This is a genomic window from Bradyrhizobium sp. 170, assembly GCF_023101085.1.
Classification (GTDB): Bacteria; Pseudomonadota; Alphaproteobacteria; order Rhizobiales; family Xanthobacteraceae; genus Bradyrhizobium.
Genome location: NZ_CP064703.1, coordinates 5,185,916 through 5,199,432, shown reverse-complemented (window position 1 = coordinate 5,199,432; position 13,517 = coordinate 5,185,916). Strand labels below are relative to the sequence as shown.

Here is a 13,517-nt window from a genome sequence, read left to right as displayed (position 1 = left end):
ATGGATTTCGCACTCTCAGCCAACCAGGAATCGATCCGGGATGCGGTCGGAAAAATCTGTTCGCGCTTCGACGATGCCTATTGGTTGAAAAAAGACAAGGAGGGCGGCTACCCCGCCGACTTCCATCGTGCGCTGGCGGACGCCGGCTGGCTCGGCATCTGCATCCCCGAGGAATATGGCGGGTCGGGGCTCGGCATTACCGACGCTGCGATCATGATGCGGACGATTGCGGAATCGGGCGCCGGCATGTCCGGTGCTTCCGCCGTGCATATGAACGTGTTCGGGCTCAATCCCGTCGTCGTGTTCGGCACCAAGGAGCAATGCACGCGCATGTTGCCGCCGATCATCGACGGTCGCGACAAGTCATGTTTCGCCGTGACCGAACCCAATACCGGGTTGAACACGACGCAGCTGAAAACCCGCGCAGTGCGCCAAGGCGACAAATACGTCGTCAACGGCCAGAAGGTCTGGATTTCCACCGCCCAGGTCGCCAACAAGATCCTGCTGCTGGCGCGCACCACGCCGCTGGAAGAGGTGAAGACGCCGACGCAGGGCTTGAGCCTGTTCTACACCGACTTCGACAAGCAGCGCGTCACTGTGCATGAGATCGAAAAGATGGGCCGCAAGCCCGTCGATTCCAACGAATTGTTCTTCGAGAATTTCGAGATCCCGGTCGAGGATCGCCTGGGCGAAGAAGGCCGCGGCTTCGAATATATCCTGCACGGCATGAATCCCGAGCGCATCCTGATCGCGGCGGAAGCGGTGGGGCTCGGCCAGATCGCGCTGTCGCGCGCCGCGGCCTACGCCAAGAACCGCATCGTGTTCAACCGCCCGATCGGCATGAACCAGGGCATTCAGCATCCGCTGGCGAAAAACTGGATGGAGCTGGAAGCCGCGTGGATGATGGTGCTGCGCGCGGGCTGGCAATACGACCAAGGCATGCAATGTGGCCCGGCTGCCAATGCTGCAAAGTATCTCGCAGCGGAAGCCGGGTTCCACGCCTGCGAACAGGCGGTGATGACCCATGGCGGATTCGGTTATGCGAAGGAATATCACGTCGAGCGTTATTTGCGGGAATCCCTGATCCCGCGCATCGCGCCGATCAGCCCGCAGCTCATTCTCAGCTTTATCGCCGAGAAGGTGCTGGGTTTGCCGAAGTCGTACTGAAGATGAGATTACGGTTTCCCCACAGCGTCATTCCGGGATGCGCCGTCAGGCGCAGGCCCGGAATCCATTGCAATGCATGCGACGGCGGTGAAATGGATTCCGGGCTCGCGCTCCGCGCGCCCCGGAATGACGGGGAGAGACGATCATGAGCTTCATCACCGGCGTCGGACTCACGTCCTATGGCAAGCACGAAGGATCGTCCTCGCTCGATCTCATGAGCAAGGCGGCCGAGCTTGCCATTGCCGATGCCGGGCTGAAGCGATCTGAGATCGACGGCATTCTCTGCGGCTATTCGACGGTTTCGCCGCACATCATGCTGGCGACCGTGTTCGCCGAGCACTTTGGCATCCAGCCATCCTATGCGCATGCCGTGCAGGTCGGCGGCGCCACCGGGCTCGCCATGACCATGCTGGCGCATCATCTGGTCGATGCCGGCGTCGCAAAGCATGTGCTCGTGGTCGGCGGCGAAAACCGCCTCACCGGGCAGAGCCGCGACGCTTCGATCCAGGCGCTGGCGCAGGTCGGCCATCCCGATTACGAAGTGACCTTGGGACCGACGATCCCCGCTTATTACGGCCTTGTGGCGTCGCGCTACATGCACGAATATGGCGTGACCCAGGAAGACCTCGCCGAGTTCGCGGTGCTGATGCGCGCCCACGCCTTGACCCATCCCGGCGCGCAGTTCCGCGAACCCATCACAGTCGCCGACGTGATGGCCTCAAAGCCGGTGGCGATGCCGCTCAAGCTGCTGGATTGCTGTCCGGTGTCCGACGGAGGTGCTGCGTTCGTGGTCAGCCGCGAGCCGACCTCTGCGACCGGCATTCGCGTGCGCGGTTGTGCGCAGGCGCATACCCATCAGCACATCACGGCAGCGCCCGCACTGAGCGAACTCGGCGCCGAGATCGCGATCGCCAAGGCCAAGGCTGAGTCCGGCGTCGCGATATCGGATGTGCGTTACGCCGCGGTCTATGACAGCTTCACCATCACGCTCGCAATGCTGCTGGAAGACCTCGGTCTTGCCAGGCGCGGCGAGGCGGCGGCGCGGGTACGGGCAGGGCATTTCAGCCGCGAAGGGGCTATGCCCCTCAACACCCATGGCGGGCTCCTGAGCTACGGCCATTGTGGCGTCGGCGGCGCGATGGCGCATCTGGTGGAGACGCATTTGCAGATGACGGAGCGCGCCGGCGCCCGGCAGGTCCGCGACGCCTCGGTCGCGCTGCTGCACGGCGACGGCGGCGTGCTGTCGTCGCATGTCAGCATGTTCCTGGAGCGGGTGCGATGACCGACCAACTGGCTGACTGGACCAAGGGCGCCGAGGCCATCGTCTATCAATCCTGCGATGCCTGTGGAGCCGTGCAATATTTCCACCGCAGCTTCTGCGCCGCCTGCGGTGCGCCGAATCCGGTAGAGAAGCGTGCCAGCGGAACCGCGACGGTCTATGCGACCTCGCTGGTGTGCCGTGCCGCGACGCCGGAGACTCGCGCGCATGTTCCCTACAATATCGTGCTGGTCGATGCGGCGGAGGGCTTTCGCATGATGGCCCACGGCGACAACGATCTGGCGATCGGCGACGCCGTCATCGTAAGCTATCGGCCGTTTGCGGGAAGGCTGGTGCCGTATTTCGAGAAGGAGGTGAATGACAGGCATCAATGCTCACGCTACGAAGCAACCCAGAATTACGCGGAACAGGTGAAAATCTGAGTGCTTCGACGCGTCAACATTCAGTGCCAGTAGAACACGACGCTGGCGATAACGAGCATTGCTGTTACCGCCATCATCTGCGCAAGCGCTTCCGAGGCCGCCTTTTTGGTGGCTTCCTTCATGCCTAACTCCCTAGACTTGGGCATGAGTCATCAATGCCCGCGAAGGCTTGATGGCTCAGTCGGTTTTTACTCGGAACACCCCGCGACGAGTATTCGCTCTTTTGAGTCCCCACTCAGCGAATATCGACAGTCCTGAGAATCGACCAGCATTGAGGCGGCAATTTGGCTCGCTCGCAGCCGGTTTGTGCACGAGAGAGGGAGTTTTTTGGCGCGACCAGAACCGCTTGGGCGCAGGCGCGAACCCGTGGCGGCCGCGTTTCGACAGTTGATCAGCTTCCTGCTGCGGTGCATGATCCCGCTGTCAACAAATCAGAAAATCCCCAAACCCCAAGGTGATGCATGGCCCGCGTCGAATACAGCGATCCCGCCAAGCACAGCGAGCGCACCCGCGAATTGCTGGGCAAAAACCGCAATGCCAACATCTTTCGCATGATGGCGCATTCGCCGAGCTACCTCGAGCAATACTGCCGACTCGGCGGGGCAATCAGGCACAAGGGCGAACTGGACCCGATCGTGCGCGAGCTCGCCATCACCCGCACCGGCATCCTGTGCGAGGCGCCCTATGAAATTGTCGCCCACAAGCGGATCGGCAAGAATGTCGGCGTCACCGACGAGCAGAACGAGGCGCTGGAGAACTGGGAAGCGGCGACCTGCTTCAACGAAGTACAGCGCGCGGCGCTCGCCTTCACCGATGAAATCGTCAGGCGTCACAAGCCGACGGACGCGACCTTTAACGCCATTGCCGCCAAGTTGACCCCGGCCGCATTGGTCGAGCTGCAGCTCTCGGTCGGCTTCTACATCATGACGTCGAAATTCCTGGAAACGTTTGCCATCGATCTGCAACCGGTGACGGAAGTGGTGGGCTGATCGACGGTCGTTCTCAGCTCAAAGGCCCGTATCGTCGTAGCGCCTCCAGCGTCAATCCTTTTCCGACGGCGCCGAAGATGTCGCCTTCGACGACCCGGGCCGACGGCACGGCTTTGGTGATCGCCTTGTGGACGTGAGCGAGGTTCACCGAGCCGCCGGTCAGGAACACGGCGTCGATATCACCGGCAGCCAATCCCGCCTGAACAAGGCAGTTGTTGATTCGCGCCGCGATGCGATCGGCCAGCTGCTTTGTATGGCTGACGAGATCGGGGCGGCTGATATCAGCGCCAAGACCGGGGGTAACCCACTCCAGCGGGATGTCCGCCCGGCGCTTCTCGGACAGGGCGATCTTGGCGTCTTCGACTTCCATCGCCAGCGTATGGCCGCGCTGTTCGTGCACCACGCGTATCAGCCGGTCGAGAAGTTCCGGCTCGCTCGCCTCCTGCCGCACCTGGCGGATATCGGCCATCACGCGTGGCTCATACATGCGGTTGATGCTCGACCAGGTCGCGAGATCGTGGAAGTAGCTCGACGGCACGTCAAGCCCGGGACGCTTCATGGTGCTGCGGAAGCCGAACAGCGGCATGACCACGCCGAGGCTGAGCTGGCGGTCGAAATCGGTACCGCCGATGCGCACGCCGTCATTGGCGAGAATATCGGCTGCGCGATCGGCCTTGCCGTGGCGCTCGGGCCCCAGACGCACGATCGAAAAGTCGGACGTGCCTCCGCCGATATCGGCGATCAGTGCGACTTCCTCGGATGTGATCTGTCGCTCATAGTCCAGCGCCGCAGCGATCGGTTCGAATTGAAACGTGACCTCGTCAAAGCCAATCCCCCGCGCAATTATCCGCAGCATTTCCTCCGCCTTGCGATCGGCGTCCGGCGCATTGTCGACGAAGTGAACCGGCCGTCCGTGGACAACATTACGCAGTTCATGGCCAGTGGCCTGTTCCGCGCGACGTTTGACCGCACCGAGGTAATAGGCGATCACATCGCGAAAGCTGACCCGTGCGCGTCCGAGCCGGGTGGTTTCGTCGATGAGCGAAGTTCCGAGCACCGACTTGAGACTCCGCATCAGGCGGCCGGGCGCACCTTCGACATAGGCTTCCACGGCCCTGCGGCCGATCAGAACGCCCCCGTCCACCTCATAGAACATCGCACTGGGTATAGTGGTCTGTGCGGCCTCCAGGGCTACCAGAACCGGCGCATGGCCCTCGATGGTGCCAAGCGTCGTGTTCGACGTTCCGAAATCAAGGCCACAGATTGACATGGGTGCTCCTGGAAGGAGCGTCCGTTTACACACTACAACGTCATCGATCCACCTTTATCTTGTGTCATCGCAACCGGTTGTTCGCACATATTGAATTGTTCGATTAAGGCCATCCACAGATCAATTTGTTTCCCGCGACGCCTTGATGAAATAATCTGCGATGGTCCATAAGCGGCCTCCGGCAGCGGGGGGCGATTCACCTGCCGCCCTGGTTTCGGGAAAGATTTGGCCGTGGCAAATATCAATCGACAGATCGCGGAAGAACTCGGCGTTCGCGAGCAGCAGATCGTGGCGACGGTGGAACTGCTCGACGGCGGCGCCACCGTGCCGTTCGTGGCGCGCTATCGCAAGGAAATCACTGGCGGGCTCGACGACGCGCAATTGCGCACGCTGGAAGAGCGGCTGACCTATCTGCGCGAACTCGAGGAGCGCAGGACCACCATCCTCAACTCGGTCCGCGAGCAGGGCAAGCTCGACGCCGCGCTGGAAGCCGCCATCATGGCGGCCGACAGCAAGGGGCGTCTGGAAGACATCTATTTGCCGTTCAAGCCGAAGCGCCGCACCAAGGCCGAGATCGCCAAGGAAGCCGGGCTCGAACCATTGTCCGAACTGTTGCTGATGCAGCCGCAGAACGATCCGCAAGCCGTGGCCGCGACCTTCGTCGACGCCGAGAAGCAGGTGGCTGATGTCGCCGCGGCGCTCGAAGGCGCGCGTGCAATCCTGGTGGAGCGCTTTGCCGAGGATGCCGATCTGATCGGGCGCTTGCGCGAAGAAATGTGGTCGAACGGGGTGATGACATCCACCGTGCGCAAGGGCAAGAAAACCGAAGGCGAGAAGTTCAAGGACTATTTCGACTACAACGGAGCCCTCCACAAGCTACCGTCGCATCGCATTCTCGCGCTGTTTCGGGGCGAGAAGGAAGAAATCCTCGAGCTGCAGATGATGCCCGAGGCGAATGTTCCGGCGGCCGGCGTCCCCAGCACGTATGAACTGAAAATCATGCAGCGCTTTGCGATTACCGATCAGGGCCGCCCGGGCGACCGCTGGCTGATCGAGACCGCGCGCTGGGCCTGGCGCACCAAGATCCAGGTGCACCTCAACATCGACCTGCGGATGCGGCTGTGGACGGCGGCGGAGACCGAGGGCGTGCGGGTGTTCGCCTCGAATTTGCGCGACCTGCTGCTGGCGGCACCGGCCGGCGCGCGCGTTACCATGGGGCTCGATCCCGGCTACCGTTCCGGCGTCAAGGTCGCCATCGTCGACGCCACCGGCAAGGTGGTCGCGACCACCGCGGTCTATCCGCACGAGCCACAAAGGCAATGGGACGCGACGTTGGCGACGCTGGGCAAGCTGGCGGTCGCGCACCGCGTCGACCTGATTGCGATCGGCAACGGCACCGCCTCGCGCGAGACCGACAAGCTGGCGACCGAGCTGGTCAAGCTGCTGCCGGACCTGAAAATGTCGAAGATCGTGGTGTCCGAAGCGGGCGCGTCGGTCTACTCCGCCTCGGCCTTTGCATCAGAGGAATTGCCGGAGCTCGACGTCACCTTGCGCGGCGCGGTGTCGATCGCGCGGCGCCTGCAGGATCCGTTGGCCGAACTCGTCAAGATCGACCCGAAGGCGATCGGCGTCGGGCAGTACCAGCATGACCTCGGCGAAACCAAACTGGCGCGCTCGCTCGATGCCGTGGTCGAAGACTGCGTCAACGCCGTCGGCGTCGATGCCAACACGGCTTCCGCGCCGCTGCTGGCGCGGGTATCGGGCATCGGCGCAGGGCTGGCGCAAAGCATCGTGCAGCATCGCGACGCCAACGGGCCGTTCAAATCGCGAAAGGCGCTGAAGGAAGTGCCGCGGCTGGGACCGAAAGCGTTCGAGCAATGCGCAGGCTTCCTGCGCATCAACGGCGGTGAGGACCCGCTCGATTCGTCCGGTGTGCATCCGGAAGCCTATCCTGTGGTGCGGCGGATACTCACCGCAGCCAAGAGCGACATCAAGGCGCTGATCGGCAACGCCGAGATCGTGCGCCAGTTGAAGCCGCAGGCCTTTGTCGACGACACGTTTGGTCTGCCCACGGTGACCGACATCCTGCGCGAGCTGGAAAAGCCCGGCCGCGACCCGCGTCCGGCATTCAAGGCCGCGGTGTTCAAGGAAGGCGTCGAGGAGATCAAGGACCTCAAGCGCGGCATGATCCTGGAAGGCACGGTGACGAACGTCGCGGCCTTCGGCGCCTTCGTCGATATCGGCGTGCACCAGGACGGCCTCGTGCACATCTCGGCGATGTCAAAAACCTTCATCAAGGACCCGCGCGAGGTGGTGAAGCCGGGCGATATCGTCAAGGTAAAGGTGCTGGAGGTCGAGGTCGCCCGCAAGCGCATCGCACTGACGCTGCGGCTGGATGACGAAGTGGGCGAGAAGGGCCCCAAGCTGTCGGAAAACAAGATGCGCGAGTATTCCAAGGCGTCGATGACGTCATCCGCGCCGCGCAAGGCACAGGAACAGGGCGGTGCACTGGCTGATGCCCTGCGGCGTGCCGCCGAGAAGAACGGACGGGGCAAGGCGGGGTAGGAAATGCGCCTTGCCGCAGGTGGCTTCATCCTTCGAGACGCCGGTGCGCGGCTCTTCGTAGGGTGGGCAAAGGAGCGAAGCGACGTGCCCACCATCTCTCACCGAGCGCGGTGCGAAATGGTGGGCACGCTGCGCTTTGCCCACCCTACGAATCGAACCATGTGGCCCGAGATCAGCTCGACGTCAACACATTCAACTTGGCGTTGGCCAGGATCAGGCGATCGGCCAGCAAATGCGCAAGATTGCGCATGATCCGCTCGCCGGCGTGCGGATGCTGTTTTCGGAATCGCTCGAAATCGCGCAGCGGCACTTCGTACGCGGTCGCGGCCATGTCGGCCAGCACATCGGCCGAGCGGCGCGGCTCCAATAGTGCCATCTCGCCGAACGGCATTCCCGCCGTCAGCGTCGCCAGGCGGATGCCGTCGGGCAGGGTGACATGCACCACGCCGCTCCGCAGAAAGAACACCGAGGTTGCGGGATCGCCGGCGGCCATGATCTTTTCGCTCGCCTGATAGGTCCGGATCGACGCGAGCGAGGCAAGATCGGTCAGTTCCTCGTCCGTCAGTCCCGCTAGCAGCGCCTGTTCGGAGAGGTGGGTCGCCTCGAAGAAATCGATCGCGCCGCCGTAACGATAGACCACCTGGTCTTCCGCCCATTCGATGGCGGCATCGAGCAAATAGTAGTTGCGGATGTTGCTGAGGCCTTCCGTCCATTCCCCGATCATCTTCCATTCCGGCGAGGATCGCCTGATGCCGGACAGGATCACGGTCACGTTGTACGCGGCGAGCTCGCGGAATTCCTCGGCGAGCAGGCGGGCGCCGGCGCGGGTCATGGCCGTGACACGGCGCAGGTCGAAGATGACGAGCTGCGGCCGCGGCTTGGCAGCGAGCTGGCGCGAGACATAATCGACATTGGAGAACGACAGCGTGCCCACCAGTTCGATGACGCGAACGTCCTGGTGGTGCGCGGCCAGGATGTTCTGTTCCTGCGCGCGCCGCACACGCCGCGACGGGCTGTTGCCGATGTCGTAATCGGCGATGATGCTGTTGCGCGCGTCGTCGCTGCGGTTCAGCATATGCAGGTCGTAATGCGATGACAGCGCCTCGCAGACCTTGATGCCGCGGACGCTGTTGCCGTGCTTGTCGAGTTTCGGCGAATAGCTGCCGAGCCCGAGCCGCGCGGGTAGCGCCGCGAGGATGCCGCCGCCGACGCCGCTCTTTGCGGGGATGCCGATCCGGTAGATCCATTCCCCGGCGTAATCATACATGCCGGAGCTCGTCATGACGGAGAGTGTCCGCGAGATGGCATACGGCGTCAGCACCTGTTCTCCGGTCACGGGATTGATGCCGCGGTTGGCCAGCGTCGCAGCCATCACAGCGATATCGCGCGCCGTCACCAGGATGGCGCATTGCCGGAAATACACCTCCAGCACGGCTGCCACGTTGTCTTTGATCACGGCGTTGGTGCGCAGCAAATAGCCGATCGCGCGGTTGCGGTCGCCTGTAGCGCTTTCGGAGGCATAGACGGCGTCGTCGACGTCGAGATCGCGCCCGGCAAACCGGCCCAGCGCTTGACGGATATAGTCGAACGCGGCGTCGCCCTTGGCCTCATGGATCAGGCCGGAGCAGGCGATCGCGCCGGCATTGACCATCGGGTTGAAGGGATGGTTTTCAGCGTTGAGGCGGATCGAGTTGAAAGGATCGCCCGACGGTTCGACGCCGATCACGCTCTCGACCCGCGCCGCGCCCAGCGTGTCCAGCGCGAGCGCGAACACGAATGGCTTCGACATCGACTGGATGGTGAAAGGGACTTGTGTGTCGCCGACCTCGTAGACATGGCCGTCGAGGGTGGCGAGGCTGATGCCGAAATGGGCAGGGTCGGCCTTGCCGAGTTCGGGGATGTAATTGGCGACCGCGCCGCTGGTCTCGTCAGCGAATTCCGCGTGGCACGCATTCAGGAACCGCAGCAAGGGCGGCTTTGAACTGGTCCAAGCCGCGGGGCTGGCGTTAAGCGGAGGAGGCGATTGTTTCATCGCCTCCTCTTGTGCAACGCAATCAGGGAGCGTGCAACTGGTTCGCCGCTGGAGGCTGGCGCCGTATCAGCACCAGCGCGATTAGAACGGTCGGGATCAGGATCGCCAATCCAAGAGAGGTGATCTGCCATTGCGACAGCGGCATGATGCCGCCGCCGGGCGTCGCGATCACGAAGCCGCCGATGACGAGCAATACCCGCAGCGGCCATTCCAGCATGCCTGCGCCCCGGAGGTCGCCGACAAACACCTGGTAGCCCTGAATGCCGCCGCAGATGAATAACGTGCCGAAGCCCGCCAGCGCCATCAGCCCGAGCCCTTCGAGATACGGGCTTGGTCCCTGCAGCACCAACGCCGGGTTCAGCACGAAGAAGAACGGGATAAAATAGATGATGCTGCCGACCCACATCGATTCCCATCCCGTCTTCATCGCCGGTGAGCCGGCGATGCCGGCCGCGGCAAAGGAGGCGATGGCGACCGGTGGTGTGATCGAAGACAACATGCCCCAGTAGAAGATGAACATGTGCACGGCCATACGGTTGAGGCCGAGTTTTTCCAGTGCGGGCGCCACCAGGATGGCGAGGAAGATGTAGCAGGCCGTCGTCGTCAGTCCGAGCCCGAGGACGAGGCTGGTAAAGGCGCACATCACGAGCAGCAGCAACGCATTGTCGCCCGCGATCCGCAACAGATCGTTGGCGAGGCTGGAGACCACGCCGGTCATCGAGAACGCGCCGATCAGGAGGCCGCAACCAGCCAGGATGCCGACCAGCTCGACAAAGGTGCGTCCGTTGACCTCGAAGAACTTGTTGATGGTCGAGAGCGTCCAGCGCGTGTCCTTCGAGAAAAGCTGGTTCAAGACCAGAAGCAGCGCGGTCGCGTAGAACGGCGCGTGGCTCTCGCGCTTGAAATACAAGAGCATCACGATCAGGAGCGCGATGACGAAGATGTAGTACCATCCTTCCTTGATGGTGTCCCAGACCTTCGGCAGTTCGGCGCGCGGAATGCCTTTCAGGTTGTGACGCGCGGCATAGGAATCCACCTGCATGAACAGTCCGGCGTAATAGAGCACCGCAGGAATGATCGCGGCGAGCGCGACGTCGGCGTAGCTGATGTTGAGGAACTGCGCGATCACGAATGCGGTCGCGCCCATCACCGGCGGCGCCAGCACCGCGCCGGTCGACGCGCAGGCCTCGATCGCGGCGGCATAGGAGGCGCGGAAGCCGCTCTTCTTCATGACCGGAATGGTCATGGTGCCGGCGGTCAGCACGTTGGAGATGATCGAACCCGACATCATGCCGAGCAGCCCGGAGGCGAAGATGCAGACTTTTGCCGCGCCGCCGCGGAAGGTGCCGCATAGCGAGAATGACAGGTTGATAAAAAACTTTCCGGCGCCCGTCATCATCAGCGCGGTGCCGAACACCAGAAAGCCGATTACGGTGTCGGCAAAAGCCTGGATCGGGATGCCGAGCAGGCTTTCCCCCGACAGCACGTGATAGGACGTTGCCTGTTCAAGCGTCGATTGCGTGCCGCGGAACGGTCCCAACCACTTCGCGTCTGCAAACAGCGGATAAACCGTAAATGGCAGCACGCTCAACAGCAGGCTCCAGCCGCCGGTGCGCCGCAACGCTTCCATCAGCACTACCCACATGATGACGCCGGCGACGATGACGTCCGTCGGCGCGCCGCCGAATTCCCAACCAGCTTCCGCCGCCTTGCGGACGCTGCGCATCAGGAGAATGGCGCAGGCGAAGGTGACGACGAAAAGCAGGATGTCATACCAGGGAATGCGATCGAGCGGCGAGCGCTCGGTTCCTGGAAAGATCAGGAACGTGAACGGCAGCATCAGCGCGATCAACAGATAGAAATACTCGGTGTTGAGCTGCGTGTAGCCGAGGAAGAAGCGCAGCGAGAATTGCTGGTTGATGCACAGCAGGATGGTTACCGCGGTGGCAACAACCAGCGCCCAGCGCCAGGCCCCACGCAATGTTCGCACCCGCGTGACTTCGGCTTCCTGCATGTTGGCATGCGGGTCGTCGAACTCAATTCGTTTTGCTGGCGCGACGATGCTATCGCTCGCAGAAGGTGACATCATTTCCCCCGAGACGGTGTTGGCCTTCGACTTGAGCGAGTAAAGGCGGTACTATTGTTCAAAGCCGTTCGACATATTCGCCTTTGCCAGCGCCGCAGCGCGCGCCTTCATCCAGCCGTCAAGAAACGCCTTGTCATCCGATGGCGGATTGGCCTTGCCATAGTCCGTCCATGCGGCGGCTAGCACTTGCTGGCGCTTCAGCAATTCCTTGTTGTGGGCTTCCTGTGCGTCGGTCCACTGACCGGCTTCCTTCAGCGCCTTGGCTGCGCCCGGATGCACCGGGACCACCCAGTTCTTGGTCTGGCGGTCGGCCGCAAGGCCGCCCGCGCCCGGCGCGGCATCCTTGTAAGCGTCGTAGCCCGTGATCATCGCCTTGGTGATGGCATAGACCTCGTCGGCGCCCAGCGATCCGTAAGACACGAAGATCGGGTAGGGGTAGTTGCCGAGCTCGATCGGCTTGTCCTTGGTGATGCCGGCACCGCAGGTCGCGGTGTGCGGGAAGAAGAACGAGCCAACCTTTTTCACGCGCTCCCAGCCGGCCTTGTCGCTGGCGGGCAGCGGCGGCCAGATGATGCCGCGCGGTGATGTCTCAAGTTCTTTCGCCGGGCCGGTGATGGTGGTGGCGAAGGCGGCATCGACGTCGTTGTTGATCATGCCCTTCCACATCGCGCCATAGCTCGAGAATTCGACGATCTTGACGTCGCTTTGCTTGAGGTCGCCGAACGCCAGGATCGCGAGCGCATTTTGGTTCAGCGCCGGCGAACCGACGACGAAGCCGACGCGCTTGCCCTTGAGCTGCTTGATCTCGGTCACGCCGGTATCCTTGGCGACCCCGAGCGTAGCGGCGTTGCAGTCGACGGTAGACAGCACCAATTGCAGGGCTTGCGGACCCCATTCCTTGGTGCCGAATTCGAACACGCCTTCCTGAGCGAAATAGGAGCCGGAGCCCATCGCGGACATGGCCGCGCGCTTGGCGCGCAACGGTGCCAGTCGCGCCACGTCGTTGCCGGCGGGCAGCACGCGGACATCGGTACCGTATTTGTCCTTCATCATCTTGCCGATGCCGACGGCGATGTTGAAGCCCGCCGTTCCGGTGTCATAGGCGGTGACGACCATGGTCGGTGGCAGCTTGACGTCTTGGGAATAGGCCGGCGAGGCCAGCAGCGAGATGCCTGCCAGGGCAATTGGCGCGAGCGCCGTCAACCGATGAATCATAGTTTTTCCCTCAGATGGTTTTCGCTTTGCGAAAGTCTCTTGTTAGCGTTGATCATGTCATCGGCCGCTGGCGATGGCAACGTTAGGTGCGCAGACGTCTACACCCGAGCTGGACAGATTGTCGCGGAAATCGTCGCAAGCACGTCGCAAGCACATCTATGCCGTGATCCGGTTAAGCTTCGATGATTGCGACGACCTGTCCTTCGGCGATGACGTCGTCGAGTTTGACCAGGATAGCCTTGATTCTTCCTGCCGTCGTCGACGTGACCGGAATTTCCATCTTCATGGCTTCGACGAAAGCAATCTCGTCGCCGTCACCGACATCTCCGCCGGTTGTGACGGGAAGTGCGCACACGCGACCGGCGACTTCGGTGACGATCTTGATGTCTGGCATTTCCGTTCTCCGGGGACCGTCTGACGGACTGGTGTCCTCGCGAACGGCTTTTTGTTGTGGCCGCAGATTGCCTGAGGTAGTTTGTTCTGCAAGTGGAA

10 protein-coding genes are annotated in these 13,517 nt (G+C 62.5%); 5 read left to right on the top strand and 5 right to left on the bottom strand.

The window, feature by feature from the left end; genetic code table 11:
* From IVB05_RS24335 to IVB05_RS24320, 4 genes are all read left to right on the top strand, one after another.
* Positions 1 to 1,167, top strand: coding sequence for an acyl-CoA dehydrogenase family protein (locus IVB05_RS24335; protein WP_247778436.1), 1,167 nt, complete (start codon positions 1 to 3; stop codon positions 1,165 to 1,167).
* A gap of 145 nt (positions 1,168 to 1,312) precedes the next feature.
* Positions 1,313 to 2,449, top strand: a complete 1,137-nt coding sequence (locus IVB05_RS24330) for a thiolase family protein (protein ID WP_247778435.1) — start codon at positions 1,313 to 1,315, stop codon at positions 2,447 to 2,449.
* The gene (locus IVB05_RS24325; protein ID WP_247778434.1) at positions 2,446 to 2,868 is read left to right on the top strand and encodes an OB-fold domain-containing protein; all 423 of its coding nucleotides are present in this window, start codon (positions 2,446 to 2,448) and stop codon (positions 2,866 to 2,868) included. Before IVB05_RS24330 ends, IVB05_RS24325 begins: the two co-directional genes overlap by 4 nt.
* Positions 2,869 to 3,329: 461 nt before the next feature.
* Positions 3,330 to 3,857: a carboxymuconolactone decarboxylase family protein gene (locus tag IVB05_RS24320; protein ID WP_247778433.1), complete on the top strand. Its 528-nt coding sequence runs from the start codon at positions 3,330 to 3,332 to the stop codon at positions 3,855 to 3,857.
* Between the two features lie 13 nt (positions 3,858 to 3,870).
* Here IVB05_RS24320 and IVB05_RS24315 read toward each other — a convergent pair whose 3' ends face one another.
* Positions 3,871 to 5,127: an Hsp70 family protein gene (locus tag IVB05_RS24315; RefSeq protein WP_247778432.1), complete on the bottom strand. Its 1,257-nt coding sequence runs from the start codon at positions 5,125 to 5,127 to the stop codon at positions 3,871 to 3,873.
* 231 nt (positions 5,128 to 5,358) lie between these two features.
* Here IVB05_RS24315 and IVB05_RS24310 point away from each other — a divergent pair, with 231 nt between their 5' ends.
* On the top strand, positions 5,359 to 7,692 hold the full coding sequence (locus tag IVB05_RS24310) for a Tex family protein (RefSeq protein ID WP_247778431.1): 2,334 nt from the start codon (positions 5,359 to 5,361) through the stop codon (positions 7,690 to 7,692).
* A 172-nt stretch (positions 7,693 to 7,864) separates the two neighbouring features.
* On the opposite strand, the gene glsA is transcribed toward IVB05_RS24310, so the two are convergent.
* The 4 genes from glsA to IVB05_RS24290 form a co-directional block, all read right to left on the bottom strand.
* A complete protein-coding gene (gene glsA, locus IVB05_RS24305; RefSeq protein WP_247778430.1) occupies positions 7,865 to 9,724 on the bottom strand; it encodes a glutaminase A in 1,860 nt (619 codons plus the stop codon).
* Positions 9,725 to 9,746: 22 nt separating this feature from the next.
* Positions 9,747 to 11,810 (bottom strand): TRAP transporter permease, encoded by a 2,064-nt coding sequence (locus IVB05_RS24300; protein WP_247778429.1) that lies wholly within the window; start codon positions 11,808 to 11,810, stop codon positions 9,747 to 9,749.
* Positions 11,811 to 11,861: 51 nt separating this feature from the next.
* Entirely contained in the window at positions 11,862 to 13,025 is a 1,164-nt protein-coding gene (locus IVB05_RS24295; protein WP_247778428.1) for a TAXI family TRAP transporter solute-binding subunit, read from the bottom strand.
* 172 nt (positions 13,026 to 13,197) lie between these two features.
* Complete coding sequence (locus IVB05_RS24290) at positions 13,198 to 13,419, bottom strand: acetyl-CoA carboxylase biotin carboxyl carrier protein subunit (RefSeq protein WP_247778427.1); 222 nt, start codon at positions 13,417 to 13,419, stop codon at positions 13,198 to 13,200.
* Positions 13,420 to 13,517 lie beyond the last annotated feature (98 nt).